The organism is Salipaludibacillus keqinensis (assembly GCF_003226325.1).
Taxonomy (GTDB): Bacteria; Bacillota; Bacilli; order Bacillales; family Salisediminibacteriaceae; genus Salipaludibacillus; species Salipaludibacillus keqinensis.
The window spans coordinates 401,066-416,486 of the sequence record NZ_PDOD01000002.1; the positions used below are offsets into that span (position 1 = coordinate 401,066).

Here is a 15,421-nt window from a genome sequence, read left to right on the forward strand (position 1 = left end):
TTAAATAAATAAGTAAACGCTTTCATAAATCCAAATAATTTTGCTCGTTCACTTTATAAATTCATCACTACAGTTTTAATCTCCGTCATTTCGTCCATTGTAAATTTCGGGCCTTCTCTACCTATTCCACTATTCTTCACTCCCCCGTAAGGCATTAAGTCTGCTCGATACGTGCTTCCATCATTGATAATCACACCTCCCGTATGCAATTTCTTAACAGCATACATCGCAGTATCTATGCTGCTAGTATAAATTCCGGATTGAAGGCCATAGTCACTATTATTAGCCGCTGTAATCGCCTCATCTATGTCAATAAAAGGAAGAAGAATCATGACAGGACCAAAGATTTCCTCGCATACGACTTTCATTTTTGCATTTGCTTTAGAAATGACTGTAGGCTCTATAAAGGCTCCATCTTGTTTTCCGCCAACAAGTAATTCTGCACCCTCTGCGACGGCTTCATCAATCCAACTTTTAATACGATCCGCTTCTGCTTTACTAATTAGTGGTCCAATACCAGTCTCTTCATCTAATGGATTTCCCATTTTAACTTTTTTAACTTCTTCGATCAAAATCCTTTGAAAAGAACCCATGACTTCCTGATGAACATAAATACGTTGAGCAGAAATACAAGCTTGTCCAGCGTTAGACAATCCCCATTTTGCTAAAGATGTTGCCGCTTTCTCAATATTGGCATCTTTACAAACGATATTGGGAGAATTATTACCTAACTCTAATGAAACATTTCTAAATCCACTTTTTTCTTTTATAAACATTCCTACTTTCGGCCCTCCAGTAAAGGTATATTTGTCAATTCTTTTATCCTCTAATAACCAATTACCTACCTTAGATCCTGGACCAGTGACTAAATTTAGATAGCCCGCTGGCAAACCTGCTTCTACTAAAATATCGAATAGCATGTGAGCATTTATTGGTGTATCTGAAGAAGGTTTCCAAACGATTGTATTTCCTGCAGCGATAGCTGGACCTAATTTATGACAAGCTAAATTGAGTGGTACATTAAACGGTGTGATGGCACAGACAACCCCAACCGGGACACGGATATAAAAGCCGAATTTATTCTCACTATCAGGACTTGCTGATAAGGGAATAACTTCTCCACCAACTCGTTTCGCTTCTTCCGCTGACAACATTAACGTTTGAATTGCCCGATCCACTTCTACTCGTGCCTCACGAATTGGTTTACCAACTTCTTTAGCAAGAACGTCAGCTAATGTTTCTTTTCGTTCTTTAACGAGATCTGACGCCCGTTTAAGTATTTCATACCTTTTATAAGGAGATAAAGAATCCACCTGAAACGTTTCATACGCTATCTTTATCGCATGTTTTATATCTTCTTTAGAGGCAACAGAGATATGACCGATCGTTTCGCCAGTAAATTTATTTTTTACTTCTGTCGTTTCCTCAGTCACATGATTATTGACGCCAATTCTAAGCCCATAATTCATTACATACACCTCCTCTCCCTACTTTTACTCTCCGTCTAATTCTCCCACTTCAATATCAGCCCATTTTTCAAAGTGATTGATAATTCTCGTATAGTCTTCTTCTCCATTTCCTTGAGTAATCGAATAACGCCAAAAATGAGTAATGTGTTGACCTAAAAACATAGGTACTTCCATTTTCTCAGCTAATTCCATACACAATTTCATGTCTTTATAAGCTAAATTCGTCGAAAATCCATAATCAAACTTTCTATTAATCACAGATTTCTTAAATTTATCTTCCGTAGCTGAATTTCTTCCACTACTTACATTTAAGATGTCAATCATTGTATTAGGATCTAACCCAGCTTTTACACCTAAAACCATTGCTTCAGAAGTCAGTGCTAGAGCAGAAGAAGAAAGTAGATTATTAATAACTTTAATAACTTGACCTTGTCCAATTTGATCACCAGCATACATCACCTTGCTTCCGATCAGCTTTAACATTTCATAGTGTTCCTCAAACAATTTTTTTTCTCCAGCAACCATTAAAGCAAGGGTTCCTTTTTCTGCACCAGAGACACCCCCACTTACAGGTGAATCCAAAACTTTAATCCCTTTCTTAAGAAAAGCTTCTCCAACTTCCGCAGAAACATCTTTTCCAGAAGTGGATAAATCAATATACGTACTCACTTTGTTCCCGGAAATAATTCCATCCTCTCCCAACGCTACTTTTTTCACTACTTGAGGAGTTGGAAGACTAACTAAAACGATATCCGCCTGATCGGCCACATCTTTTGGAGAACTTGCAATGCCCACGTTATCTTCTTTAAAATCATCTAATATTGAGCGATTAATATCGTATAATTTTATTTCGTATTGATTTCTTATTAAATGCTTTGCCATATGGTACCCCATATTACCTAAGCCAATAAATCCTAAGACTTTTTTACTTGTCATCCTTTTCCCTCCAAAACGGTCCCAAATTTTTAGTCATTTAAATCTTTAATCACTTCATTCGCCACTCGAAAACTATCTACAGCTGCCGGAACCCCACAATAGATAGCTACTTGAAGTAATATTTCTTGTACTTCCTTTTTAGTGACACCATTACGCAAAGCACCAGCGGTATGAATTTTTAATTCGTTAGGACGATTTAAGGCTGCCAACATGGCAATATTAATCATACTTCGATGTCTTCTTTCAAGACCGGGACGTGTCCATATCTCACCCCAACAGTATTCCGTCACTAACTCCTGCATATCCATGTTGAATTCATTTGCATTAGACAATGACTTCTCGACCCATTCTTCTCCTAGAACTTCTTTTCTTACTTTTAATCCTTTTTCGAATAATTCACTCACATTACCATCTCCTTTATATAATATATTGTCGACAATCTATAATTTGAGTATATATCTCCTCCTTCAAAAAGTAAACGCTTTTATTCTAAATTTTCTAAATTTTTCGCCTCTATCGCTCTTCTCTTATGGTACAAGTGCATTTTAGCTACATAGGAAATGTTTCCATCATGAGTAAACGATCTAATACGCCTCTAGTTTTAAAAAAACTAGAGGCCAACTTTACTTTATGTATAGGAGCAAATCAAATAAACAATACGAGATTGGTAAAAGAAATATTAACGTAATACCAAACCACTTTGACTTAAATATATTTTGCATCCTATATCATCAGTTCTATCCTTTTGTGTCTTTGCAATAATTAATGGTGAAAATATAATCAATAACAGCAATAATGTTCCAATGGGACTGAGCCAATCAAGCCATTTTTTAAGTACAAGTGTTCAAAATGGCATTAGTCTCCGATTTCACCGGTAACCTCCGTAGCTCAAATACTTAGAGTATTTTTAATTTGGTTAAAGTGGTGGTGATCATGCTCAGTTAATCCTTTAAAATACTCATACAAAGATAATGTAGTTTTTCCGATTGTGAAGTTTCTCTCCCAATTTTCATCCGAAAGTTCTTCAATTGCATTACATAGTTCAACTCTTGTAGTAATAAATTTATCTATTGTTATCTGCTGAACTTCTTCCCTTGCTTTTGATGCAGATCTATTATTTGTTTCTTTCGCATCTGGTCCTTTAGGTAGTTCTTCTGCAGATAATAGGTAAGGTATTCGTTGATGTATTACAAATTCATCCCAAGGTCTAAAGTGACCTATTATTTCAGCAACGGTCCATTTTCCTTTGCCTACTGGTGTTCTCCATTCATTCTCACTTAGGGTATTTAAAGATTTTACAAATGATATTGATTGTTTATAATGTGCTGTAATTTCTAGCTTATGTTTGTTCACTAAACCACCTACTTTGTATTTTTGTAAGACCTGAAATTTCAAGGATTGAACTTCTGACACCACTGGTAGTAAATATTCCATCTGTAAAAAATCCTATTGAATTACTTGTCCATTAGCTTTCCAGCGATTAATCCTAATAAGACATTTGTTATCACTAATGACAGATTTCCAGAAACTAGAATGGTAAGTACCCCTGCTATGATTCCATACGACAAAGCATTAGCATTATACTTCATTAAAGATTCTCCTTTCTAATTCATGAGCACCGAAATAAAAAAAGCGAATAAGAACTTAATTCCACCTTAGCTTCACAGTTACGAATTGACAAGGTCTCCGTTATCGAAATAATTAATCTTTTTTCAACACACTTTTTTATAAAAAATAAGGGTCGTGTGATCGTTTAACTTCTTGCTAACCCCTGTTTTGATATAGCCCATTTTTTCATAGAGATGACAATTCCGTTCTTCTTCTAATAATGTAGCCAATTCCCAAGATGTTGCTTGCGGGAACAATTCCTCAATTAAATGGATAGCCTTCTGAGCAATTCCTTCCCCCTGGTAAGCTGGTAAAATAAACATCGGACTGATCCAAAACTGACAGTCTATTTTCCACTTTACACAAATCGCTCCTACGAATTTGTTGTCAGCTACTATTTTATAAAAACCGCCGTTGGGGTGTTTAATTCTTTGGATTACTTTTTCAATATCTTCATTAGCTGGATTGGTTTCAAGATCTTTATACTTGTTTAACAATGGTAAAAAAGCCTTCACTTGAATATCTAATATAGCTTGTGCATCATTCACTGTTGCTTTTTCTAACCTAACCTCCATACCTTCACCTACTAATATTTATATTGGTGACGAAATTCTATGAATAAATATTTCTGCTCTTTGTAGTTATATTGATTATTTGATTCAATTTTTCGGTCTTAAAAACAATGATTTATCTATCACTGAAGATAAATCGATTTGAGGGTGTTCCATTTGTATAAGCTCGTAAACTTCTCGAATTATTCTTTCTAAATTTTTTATTGAATCGGAAGGGTCTTCTAAAAACGTGGAACCTAGGCGATGGACGGTATTTGTCGGTGTCATCTCCATTGATTCCAGAGTTTGTTTTTGCCATTTAAACGCAGGGTGATGAACGTAAAGACGGTTTAAACCAAACAGCATTCCCATGATATTTGTTTGCACATCCACCATAACCTTATAAAGCATCAACCAATCTTCCCGATCAAGCAACGCCAAACGATTATTCCATCTGTTCCCTAAAAGGATATTGTCTTTTATCATAGCTAGACTTAACTCAGTAGGATAGTGATGAGTTCTTTTTTTCATAGGATTAATAACCAAATCACCACTAAGTGACACTCCATAATGCACTGCCGCAACGAGACACTGTTTATCTAAATTTGTATCAAAAGATAAAAGAACGTCATCGATCACTTGGTTAATGGTGTCGGTTAGAAAATTACTTATTTCCAGCTTGATGCCTTGGGTTATATACGTTTCAGACCATTCCTCATCTTCATAGGTGTGAAAATCGATGATATCCCCTTCCACTTTTTCGATTGACGCTAACCTATCCTCGTCTGTTGGGGAGTCCTTCCAAAAAACAAACAGTTCAATATCTGAATATTGATCATTCCAGTTCCTCGCTACAGAACCACCTAATAAGACAGCTTCAACTTTTCGATTTTTTTCATAAACTTTTGCTATATCTGAGGCCATGTTATTTAACTCCACTAAACTACTCCCTCTATAAGTATTATTGTTAAACTAATACACTATCTATTTAAGGAAAAAATCATAGATTTCTAGGTTATCCACCATCATATTAACATAAATTTTCCATTATTTTCGGAATTTCAACGACTCGATTTGACTCTGCCCCCCTTTTATATAAATAAAATAGAGAACAAATTCGATTTATTCTACCTAGAGATATTGGCTATAAAATCAATGCTTTCAGGCGTGAGCTACGCCCCTTTCATGGTCAGAAAGAAAGTCATTCCTTTGCAAATAACCGGCTTGTTAAAAGTGCCCGGGCAAAGGAATATAACTACCAGTTTCATAAATAAAAACCTCTACCCCAAAACAAAAAGGAATAAAGGTCTTTGCCACGCTGCCAGCCTATTAACCAATATAAGAAGTGAAACCAACTACAGACCAAGCAAGTCTGTTGCATTTATGAGAGTGAATCACTAAAACAAGTACACCACCGTACTTACAAAACTTACAGAAAATAGATTTTATATTTCAGGTTTCCCTCATCCTTACCTAGATGGAAAACAATAAACCATGTACCAGTTGAAGGGACACTGATTTTATAAGGGGAAGATCTGGCTAAACCGCCATAACTTTTATAGTGTTCTCCCTTTTTAAATTTCTCGTAATTTTTAGGATCTAAAAGTAAGACATACGCCTGCCGATTCAGTTCCACAGAAACCATAGCACCATAATCAAGAAATTTCTGTATTACTTTGTACTTCATCGTTAGCCTCCTAATAGTTCATTTCAAATAAAAGTTATCAAGGATTAAAGGTTATAACTACCGTTTGAATTGAGGTCCCGGATCTTCTTTACCACTCTAATGTGGTTTCTTTGTATAGGTATTTTCATTACTCACTTCTTTCTATACATTGTTCTTTCCCTTTTCTCAGTCTCTTAATACAATTTTTTGCTAAGTACCACCTTTTCTCATTACGATTTTAAGAGGTGCTATTTCCACAAATATTTTTAAAACCATATTCAAATCACTTTGCTTGTAAAAAAAATTCTTATAACGCATTAATGTGAAAGTTATAAAGAGGTGAACTTGATAAATTCAAACAGAGAGGACGATCGTTATGTCTGCAGACAGCTTCATACTTATACCGGCTCGGATACACAAGTGCATGGCTCCTTCAATCCGCTGTCTTTGCCATTGTCATTATCGGCACCTATTTACAACAAAAACAAAAATTCCCACCTCCTCTTCCGCCGTGAAAAATTGAAGTGGTTCGTTCGTTAACAGGAGCATGTTCACCCCAATAACGCCATGCAGCTGGATCAAGGCCCATTTGATAGGCAAGCTTTGAGCCCCACAGGTAAATGCAGCTGTTACTTTCCAAGGGCTGTCTTGCATCATAAGCACTGCGGCGTTCAACAGGGCAAAGGCTGTGGCGGCAATCCATATTGGCCAGGTACGAAACAGAATTTCTGTCCAACTTGTACCTCGAGGCATAGCAGTATCAGTATATTGAATTTTGGGATTGTGATAGGGGCACACTTATGGGTTACGGAGTTGCCATTTCGTCAGGAGCCAATATAGGCGCTTATTTCAGCGAACTCGCTTCCATGAGTTTGTATTGCTGGTTTTGACATTAATGGCAGTAGGTGGGGGTTATACCGCCTATTTCATCAGCCGGAAGCTTCCGTTTCTAGCTTCTAAATAAGTAATTACCGTATATCATTTTGTTTTCACAGTACCAAACAGACAATCACGATAAGCAACTTAAAAACATCCTGTGAAGTACGTTTATCTCACAGGATGTTTTTAAGATTTTTTAATTATTAAAGCCGGTTCAAGACTTTCTAAGTTGTATTTGCGTTCTGACCAATTAAAAAGGCCGCATTTGCAGCTTCCAAGATCTTCAACTATTGCACGCTCCCGTTAGCAGTATGTCATCCCAGTAAATATTTAAAGAAATGTTCAAGTACTAATTATTTCTTTTAGATATTCTTCACTTTCCTACAAACGTAAATCATTTGAGAACTATCTTCTGTTAAAGGAGTTTCATTCCAATCCTTGTTCACATAAATGATTTGAAATCCATTCATCGTTAATAGCCGTTCTATTTCTTTAGGAAATGTATAACGTAGACTTATGTTCGTCCTTACTTCATCCACTACTTCTTCATCCCAATTTTTAAACTTTCTTGTAGTCGTAGTGTGCTGTACTTGTTTTAAGGGGTCATAGCTACTAATCGTATATACATCGACTTTATTTTCAGTTTCCGTATCAATATAACTCCGCCAAAATTCCTCGTCACTAGCTGGTTGAATTAATTCTTCTGAGCTTGGAAATCTAGTACCGAAAATAAACACCCCACCCTTTTCCAAATGCCTGTTCACAGACATTAACAAGCCGTCTTGTGCCTCATTCGTAATGAAATGTTGAAAGGAATTTCCAACAGAAAATATAAATTCACTTTTTACCTTCAACTCTAATTTAGTACAGTCCTGCTCAATCCATTCTATTTGTAAATTGAGATTAGAAGCCTTCTTTTTTGCTTCACGAAGCATCCCTTTGTGAAGATCTACCCCAATTAGATTGAATCCTTTTTGTGCTAGAGGTATTGTCGCTCTACCTGTCCCACAAGCCACATCAATTATGATTCCTTTTGATTTCTTAGCCCATTTCTCTAAAAAAATCACATCATCTCTATAAAACTCATTCTCCTTATCATATAAGATAGGATCTTCATATTCTTCAAAATTATCTGATTTTTCCACTCGTAAAAACTCTCCTTCAATCAAGATATTATTTCAAGGTGTTCTTTGCTGAAGAAAACTCCTTTTCACCTCAATTTTTTCCTATTTACGGGTCAAATATAGATCCTCCATTTGCAGCTTCTTTGACCTTAACCTAATGCTCCACTGGTTTAAGAAAATATTTCGGCTTCCTCAGTAAAGTTCGCACAAGCCCACTTCCCTTCTTTCTTAAAAAACTCGTTTACAGTTTCACGGTTCATCGGCGGGTCATCCACCCAATTCAGCAAGGTTTGTATAATAAATTCTTTATCCGGGAAATGATGGATAATGACTTCAGATTGCTCTTGGAGTCGTGTCGACCAAATTTGAGATCGCGCCATTACCATGGAATAGTATGTTCGAATGAGTTTACGAGCGAAGTTTTGTGAAATTGTTTTAAATTCTTTATTAGAAGCTTTTTCTAACCTATTTAATGTTCGAGTTAGGACTTCACAAATATCACCATTGAAGCGAATGGCGATCTCAGATGTAAGTTTGTACGGTCCAAACCGGGATCCTAAATCTTCTCCGTAAACACAAACACAGAGTTCCTTAAGAAAGGCACTTTCGTAATAATTAGAGGGGTCAACCGTATAGTCGTAATATGCAACCGCTATCCCAACATCACGAACCAGACAACGGTACTTTTTAGACAGTTCTCCAGCAAGTTTCTGTAATTCAGCCAAGTTAATGGAATTCAATTTGCCGTTAAACATAGTGATAAGATCTAAATCTGATTTCATTGCAACCGCTTCGCCTCTGGCTACGCTACCGTACACATAAACACTGTGCAATTGAGAATGAAACAAATTCCTAAGACTCTCGACAGAATCTTGAATGCAAGGCAGATAGACGTTATTAATTTTATCTTTACTAACATCGCTTACAATAAAACCGTTACGGTCTAGACCATATCCTGCTTTTAAGATCACCTTCTAATCTCCTCCCTCTTCTAATACCATCCCTAAAACTTCATCGACCCACTCAGGATCTTCTTTCAGTTCCACTTTCACACATAAGCTCTTATGAGTTTTTTTAAATTCAGGTATGATTTTTTCAATCACGCTCATGATTTCATTCGGTTCTCTACTACTATCCCAATCTGCTAATAGTGAAAGTTGCCACCGATCTAATTTACTTCTTTCTCCTTCATATTTCGCCCAATCTCCAAAGTCATTAGGTTGTATTCCTTTCTCCATATACCAAGCAGTTACCATAGACTTTCTTAAATCATCCAAGCAATTCAAGGCATAATACAGCTCTTTTCTATTTACTCTTCGATAAGCTTCATGAACATACGCAAAAAATTTCGTTCTCCATATTTCCACTTCTTGTACAGTTGGACGATAATGCAGGTTTTGCGACCTTAGTAATATTTTTTTTATAAATCCTGTTTTATCATGAACAATATGAATATTTTGCAACCATACAGATGGTTTAAGATCTTCTGTTTTATAATAAAATGCATCGATCTTTATGAAAGTATCATAGTGCGCAACACAATAAGTAGCCCAAGGAAAATCTTCGAAAAACAAGACTCGTCCCCAGTTTTTAGCTCTCTCTTTTTTGTTTAACCGATAATCTTCATACGCTTCATCTTTCACAACAATACGAAGGTCAATATCAGAAAATAAATCTGTATTTCCAGTTCCTATTGATCCTCCATAAAACACAGCTATTACATTTTCATCTGTTAATAAATCTTTCTCAATTTCATTCACCATCGTCTGACGGTAATATGGAATCTTCAAATCCCTTTCATGGTGATTATTTTCTAATCCCACACATGAAAAATCACTCCTCTTTAATTGTCTTATTCATAAATGTTCTTCGTCATGAAATGAATTTCTCCTTGAATTAATTGAAAAATTCTAACTCTTAGGTTCACTAGTACCATATTAACATAAATTTTCCATATTAATTTCTAATTTAAAGTGCTGAATTCTACAGTAATCTGGCTTGCTTAAGTCACTAAAACAGGCGCTTTCCTAGCTGAGGAAAGCGCTTGTCTGTTTTATAAAAATCGGTCTGATAAATATATAAGTTCGTATAGTTTTAGCGACAAACAGGGAGTAAATGAGCTCTGAACGTCGCCAAATGGCGAGTTTAGCGACGTTCAGAGATGTGGTTGTGCTATGAACGTCGCCAACTTGCGAGTTTTACGACGTTCAGGGATGCGGTTCCGCTATGAACGTCGCCAAATGGCGAGTTTAGCGACGTTCAGAGATGCGGTTCCGCTATGAACGTCGCCAACTTGCGAGTTTTACGACGTTCGGAGATGCGTTTGCGCTATGAACGGCGTCAACTTGCGAGTTTAGCGACGTTCAGAGATGTGGTTGCGCTATGAACGGTGTCAACTTGTGAGTTTAGCGACGTTCAGAGATGTGGTTTCGCTATGAACGTCGCCAAATGGCGAGTTTAGCGACGTTCAGAAGGAGCAACAGAGTTGAAGGTCGCTAACATAAAATATCAAAGAACCCACCTATAACCGACGAAAGAATTGAGCCAAATAAAAGATGAAACCTCCCCTCTATGCAGTGACAGGGTAGCGGCCCTTACGATGGTTTTTCGATTGATACCATTTATAGCATAGAATGATGATAATGATGAGATCTACTGCATCACCGCCATAATACATGAGCATGCCCCCGGATTCAGCTTCCACTCTAGGAACACCTTCGGGCGGATAAGCATAGATGTATTTGGATAAAATCTTATGACCAGCTAAGGCAAGGATCAACACCATAGACCGATAGATATAACTATATTGGTAAGGAATTGGATCAATATATAACAGCGTCGCCGCAAAAAAGTAGCCTGCTAGAAAGACATGTAAATGAACGAGCACATGAACCCACATCATCGTTTCCATCAGGATATAAAGTTGGGTCGTATAAAGGATCCAAAGCCCTCCTATATTTAAGACTGCAGGAACAGCAGGGTTCGATAAAAAATGAAACAATGGTTTTTTTAGAAAGGCAGTTACCTTTCGGGCATTGCCAGTAGAGAGAGCTCGTAAAAGCAATGTGAAGGGAGCTCCCAAAACCATCAATAACGGTCCTAGCATACCTAGAAGCAAGTGAGCAAACATATGTATCGTGAAATTCTCATGGGCAGCTGTAATCATTGGGTTTATTAACGTGATCAAACACAATAAGCTGCCCACAACCCATAAAGCGGTGCGGTACGAACCCCAAGGTCTACCTCTGCGTGTTGACACGATTATTGCCGATATATAAAGAACTATCCCGATAAAAAATGGTGCGCTTAAGAGGAACTGCATAAGAAAATCGATGGAATGTCCTGTGTGTGTCGAGCCATGATCATGATTCATGATCTTACGTCACCACCGATTCCCTTCATCTGTTTATGTGTTTGATAAACGAGTGTGCCTCCAATGATTGCGATGACAGCGGCAAGAATGTTCCACGTTAAGTCATAGGGAAGAAGGTTAACACCATAGCGAATTTGGTGAATCTGTAGAACTTTGTGTTGGATAATTCCATCGTATAAATTGAACAACCCTACGCCAAGAAGCATACTACCTATCCAACGCTTTCCCCACCATGCATGCCGACGCCTTAAATCAGCGAACATAAACAGCGCACCGACAGTGGCAAACCAACTAAAAGCATGAAAAAGTCCGTCAGATATGAGCCCGATCTCAGTCGTAGATCGATCATAGAAATGATGCCAATTGAGTAATTGGTGGAAGACGACCTCGTCAATAAAAGCGACCATTCCAAGTCCAAACAAAAATCCTGATAAAAAATTCCTCCGAGAAAAGAGGTGTTGTTGTCTAGTCGGGGCTTTCTTCATATCTATCACTCCTTTCCTTGAGCCACTATTTGAAAAAACTTTAAAGCTGCTTCTGTCTATGTTGGTTTGAATTGACTTACAAAATCTACAATTTTTACAGTTTCTACCCATTCACTTGCTTGTTTATACCCAACCACCACATAGGTTAAGCATTTATACAACAAAAACCTCCTGTAGTCCTAGAAGTCATGGAGGTTAGCTCCTTTTAAATCCTCTTTCACAGTTAAAGATTTTTCCAAGTCCCCTTTTGCAAGTTTTTAACAATAACGCCTTTGATTGTTTGAACATTGAAACACACAGGGTACATCACAATATGAGCTTTTCACTCGACCCTATTCACCCCAAAAAAGACAGGAGGTACAACAATGAGTAATCATCCTATATCTAATTACCCTGATTCCCTATGGCTTTCTCACGAAGAAAATCACACTTTTCCAAAGCTACAAGAAGACATTGAAGTAGATGTAGCAATTATTGGCGCTGGTGTGACTGGTATTACATCTGCTTATTTGTTATCGCAACAAGGATTAAGCGTAGCTCTAATTGAAGGGGATCAAATTCTGAATGGTACGACAGGCTACACGACCGCTAAAGTGACTTCTCAGCATGGTGCAATCTATCATAAATTGATTCAATCGGTAGGAGAGGAAAATGCGTGGTTATATTATGAGGCAAACGAGGATGCTTTAGCTTTCATTAAAGAGACTGCCGTCAAAGAGAAGATAGAAGCCGACTTACAGACGGAAAATGCCTTTATTTATACTGCAAACGGTCAGCAACTAAATATTCTGGAAAAAGAAGCAAAAGCGTACCAAAAATTACGGATCGATGGCATCATGGCTACTGGGGATGTGGGCTTACCCTTTGAAGTTGATCAAGCTTTACTCCTCCAAAACCAAGCGCAATTTCACCCCGTGAAATTCTTTAAAGGCCTTCTTCCATCGATTCTTAAAAATGGTGGAATGGTGTTTGAAGGAACACGAGTTCAAAGCGTAAAAGGAACAAAACAACCGACCGCTTTGACAACGGAGGGGTACACAATTAAGAGCAACCATTGTATTGTCAGCTCCCATTTCCCGTTTAATGATCTATCAGGCTTGTACTTCTCTCGCCTTCACGTCGAACGTTCATATTGTTTGGCTATTAAACCTCGGGCTGACGTTCCTAAGGGCATGTCCCTTAGCATTGATCCAGGCGGAACTTCCTTACGAGAAGCTAAAAGCCCTAATGGTGAGCCCCTTTTATTAATTGGAGGAGGAGGTCATACTGCGGGGAAAAATGAAGGCAGTAACTTTTCTTCTTATGAATCACTCAAGCAATTTGGTGAGAAGTGGTTCGGCATTGAAAGTATTCCATACCGCTGGTCTTCTCAAGATTTAAAAACACTTGATTTCGTCCCTTACATTGGTCAAAACGTTGCCGGCGAAGAACGTATCTTAGTAGCAACAGGGTATGGAAAATGGGGAATGACGAATGGCGTAGCAGCCGCTCTTTTACTAAAAGACAAAATCATCGGCAATGACAATCCATATCACGATTTATATGACCCGATGCGTTCCAAAATAAAGAAAACAGATCTCTTTCATTTTGCAAAAGAAAATGTCGATACAGCGAAAGAATTTATTAAAGGAAAGGTACACACTAGCCGCAAGAGCCTTCAAGATTTAAACAGAAATGAGGGAGCGGTTATTGAACATGAAGGCAAACAAGTTGGCGCCTATAAGGATGAGGACGGATCGTCCCACCTCGTTTCGTTAAATTGCACTCACATGGGCTGCGATGTTGAATGGAACGATGCAGAAATATCTTGGGATTGCCCTTGTCACGGTTCAAGATTTTCCCACACAGGGAAAGTAATTGAAGGTCCCGCAACGAAACCTTTGAAGAAATTTGAATAACATGGACAAAGGTGGAGATGGAGAAAATGGAATGTTATCAACTCGCCCCTTTATTTAAAGTAGTGATCTGAAGACTCAAAAAATCACTTATGATAATTATTCCGTAATTTCTAATGGCTTCTCGTCCATCCCTGCTATGATAATAGTCGTCATAGCAGGCTTTTTATCCATCATTGTATCCATTCTAAATGAGTTTGTTAGAACCCTCACCTATAATATTTACTAAATTGCATTAGCTCCTCTTTACTTGAAATATCATGGGAAAATAATGGAATATAAACAATTTCCTGCTTCTTAAACGTCTCCTTTATTTTCGATAAATACCCTTTTTCATTTTCCTTTAGTTCCTGCAAAAACTGTCCGTCCGCATTATCCGGCAGCACTTTGTTTACAATTAGTGTTTTTACGTGAAGGTGATAGTTGTCTAGAAGCTCAAGGGCTTTTTTCGTTTCTAAAATCGGCAACCTTTCAGGATTTAATACAAAAATAAAGCCTGTTTTATTGCCATCTAGCAGGATCTCTCTCGCCTTTGAAAATCGTTCCTGACGTTCCCGAAGGACATCGTAGATCGGATCTTCGATTGGTTCCCCATCATTTAGGAGTTGGCTATAATTTTCTTTCGTTTTTTTGCGTTTTTTTAATAGCCCTTCAATCCAGACGCCCATAAGTTCAGGTAGAGTAAGAAGTCGAATCGTGTGGCCTGTTGGTGCAGTGTCAAAAACGAGCTTATCAAAATGTTCACTTTCTTCTAAAATAATTGAAATCAGTTTATCGAATAAAGCCGCTTCATCCGCTCCTGGTGAAGCCTTTGCTGTATCGAGTTGTCGATGGACTTCTTCCATCATGCCAGAATGGACGGTGCCTTTCATATTTTCTTTCACACTATTTATGTACTTTTCCGTTTCAATATCTGGATCAATTTCTAGCGCAGAAAGATTATCACTCACTTTTGTCGTTTTTCCACCAATCGACTGATCAAAGATATCCCCTAAGTTGTGGGCAGGATCAGTAGAAATAAGAAGTGTTTTGTACCCTTTTTCAGCCGCGCGCCAGGCAATTCCTGCAGCTGAAGTGGATTTCCCGACACCCCCTTTGCCCCCAACAAAAATGATTTTTTTATCCAATACTTCCATCTAAATAACACCCTCTCTATCATTAGCAGCAGCGAATTCCTGTTAACGGCGATTTGTCCATACCCATTCGTAAGTGCCAGTCGTGAAATTCTTCAATCATATGTGGATAAAGCTCAAGTGTATAGTAGTATACAGGGTTAGGAATGCCCAGCATTTCTGAATAAAGCATCAACAAAAACAGGTCATCCTCGTCTCTTAGTTCTCTGGCAATCTCCTGTTTATGATTAAGGCTAATGACATCTTCATAGTATTTAATCAGCTTTTTCACACTATCTAACACTTCTTATTCCACCTTTCAG

17 protein-coding genes are annotated in these 15,421 nt (G+C 37.7%); 1 reads left to right on the top strand and 16 read right to left on the bottom strand.

What is annotated here, in order from left to right:
• Positions 1–53: 53 nt before the first annotated feature.
• The 14 genes from CR194_RS09160 to CR194_RS09225 form a co-directional block, all read right to left on the bottom strand.
• On the bottom strand, positions 54–1,469 hold the full coding sequence (locus CR194_RS09160; protein ID WP_110609377.1) for an aldehyde dehydrogenase family protein: 1,416 nt from the start codon (positions 1,467–1,469) through the stop codon (positions 54–56).
• A 24-nt stretch (positions 1,470–1,493) separates the two neighbouring features.
• The gene (locus CR194_RS09165) at positions 1,494–2,405 is read right to left on the bottom strand and encodes an NAD(P)-dependent oxidoreductase (RefSeq protein ID WP_110609378.1); all 912 of its coding nucleotides are present in this window, start codon (positions 2,403–2,405) and stop codon (positions 1,494–1,496) included.
• A gap of 29 nt (positions 2,406–2,434) precedes the next feature.
• The gene (locus tag CR194_RS09170; RefSeq protein ID WP_199228152.1) at positions 2,435–2,809 is read right to left on the bottom strand and encodes a carboxymuconolactone decarboxylase family protein; all 375 of its coding nucleotides are present in this window, start codon (positions 2,807–2,809) and stop codon (positions 2,435–2,437) included.
• Positions 2,810–3,293: 484 nt separating this feature from the next.
• Complete coding sequence (locus CR194_RS09175) at positions 3,294–3,839, bottom strand: DinB family protein (RefSeq protein WP_110609379.1); 546 nt, start codon at positions 3,837–3,839, stop codon at positions 3,294–3,296.
• Between the two features lie 20 nt (positions 3,840–3,859).
• Positions 3,860–3,994 carry a hypothetical protein gene (locus CR194_RS20695; RefSeq protein ID WP_269845707.1) on the bottom strand — a complete coding sequence of 45 codons (135 nt, stop codon included), beginning with the start codon at positions 3,992–3,994 and terminating at the stop codon, positions 3,860–3,862.
• A gap of 123 nt (positions 3,995–4,117) precedes the next feature.
• A complete protein-coding gene (locus CR194_RS09180) occupies positions 4,118–4,588 on the bottom strand; it encodes a GNAT family N-acetyltransferase (protein ID WP_110609380.1) in 471 nt (156 codons plus the stop codon).
• 84 nt (positions 4,589–4,672) lie between these two features.
• A complete protein-coding gene (locus CR194_RS09185) occupies positions 4,673–5,488 on the bottom strand; it encodes a DUF4037 domain-containing protein (protein WP_110609381.1) in 816 nt (271 codons plus the stop codon).
• A 505-nt stretch (positions 5,489–5,993) separates the two neighbouring features.
• Complete coding sequence (locus tag CR194_RS09190; protein ID WP_110609382.1) at positions 5,994–6,251, bottom strand: DUF1883 domain-containing protein; 258 nt, start codon at positions 6,249–6,251, stop codon at positions 5,994–5,996.
• A 438-nt stretch (positions 6,252–6,689) separates the two neighbouring features.
• Positions 6,690–6,983 carry a hypothetical protein gene (locus tag CR194_RS09195; protein WP_146035928.1) on the bottom strand — a complete coding sequence of 98 codons (294 nt, stop codon included), beginning with the start codon at positions 6,981–6,983 and terminating at the stop codon, positions 6,690–6,692.
• 488 nt (positions 6,984–7,471) lie between these two features.
• Positions 7,472–8,254 carry a class I SAM-dependent methyltransferase gene (locus CR194_RS09205; protein WP_110609385.1) on the bottom strand — a complete coding sequence of 261 codons (783 nt, stop codon included), beginning with the start codon at positions 8,252–8,254 and terminating at the stop codon, positions 7,472–7,474.
• A gap of 149 nt (positions 8,255–8,403) precedes the next feature.
• Positions 8,404–9,204, bottom strand: coding sequence for a nucleotidyltransferase domain-containing protein (locus CR194_RS09210; protein WP_233254290.1), 801 nt, complete (start codon positions 9,202–9,204; stop codon positions 8,404–8,406).
• A gap of 3 nt (positions 9,205–9,207) precedes the next feature.
• Positions 9,208–10,056 (bottom strand): nucleotidyltransferase domain-containing protein, encoded by an 849-nt coding sequence (locus tag CR194_RS09215; RefSeq protein ID WP_233254291.1) that lies wholly within the window; start codon positions 10,054–10,056, stop codon positions 9,208–9,210.
• Positions 10,057–10,802: 746 nt separating this feature from the next.
• On the bottom strand, positions 10,803–11,606 hold the full coding sequence (locus tag CR194_RS09220; RefSeq protein WP_110609386.1) for a cytochrome c oxidase assembly protein: 804 nt from the start codon (positions 11,604–11,606) through the stop codon (positions 10,803–10,805).
• Entirely contained in the window at positions 11,603–12,091 is a 489-nt protein-coding gene (locus tag CR194_RS09225; RefSeq protein WP_110609387.1) for a DUF2243 domain-containing protein, read from the bottom strand. The genes CR194_RS09220 and CR194_RS09225 overlap by 4 nt, the downstream gene beginning before the upstream one ends.
• A 365-nt stretch (positions 12,092–12,456) precedes the next feature.
• Here CR194_RS09225 and CR194_RS09230 point away from each other — a divergent pair, with 365 nt between their 5' ends.
• Complete coding sequence (locus tag CR194_RS09230; RefSeq protein WP_110609388.1) at positions 12,457–13,989, top strand: FAD-dependent oxidoreductase; 1,533 nt, start codon at positions 12,457–12,459, stop codon at positions 13,987–13,989.
• Positions 13,990–14,195: 206 nt separating this feature from the next.
• Here CR194_RS09230 and CR194_RS09235 read toward each other — a convergent pair whose 3' ends face one another.
• Positions 14,196–15,122 carry an ArsA family ATPase gene (locus tag CR194_RS09235; protein ID WP_110609389.1) on the bottom strand — a complete coding sequence of 309 codons (927 nt, stop codon included), beginning with the start codon at positions 15,120–15,122 and terminating at the stop codon, positions 14,196–14,198.
• A gap of 22 nt (positions 15,123–15,144) precedes the next feature.
• A complete protein-coding gene (locus CR194_RS09240; RefSeq protein ID WP_110609390.1) occupies positions 15,145–15,402 on the bottom strand; it encodes a cory-CC-star protein in 258 nt (85 codons plus the stop codon).
• Positions 15,403–15,421: the final 19 nt, after the last annotated feature.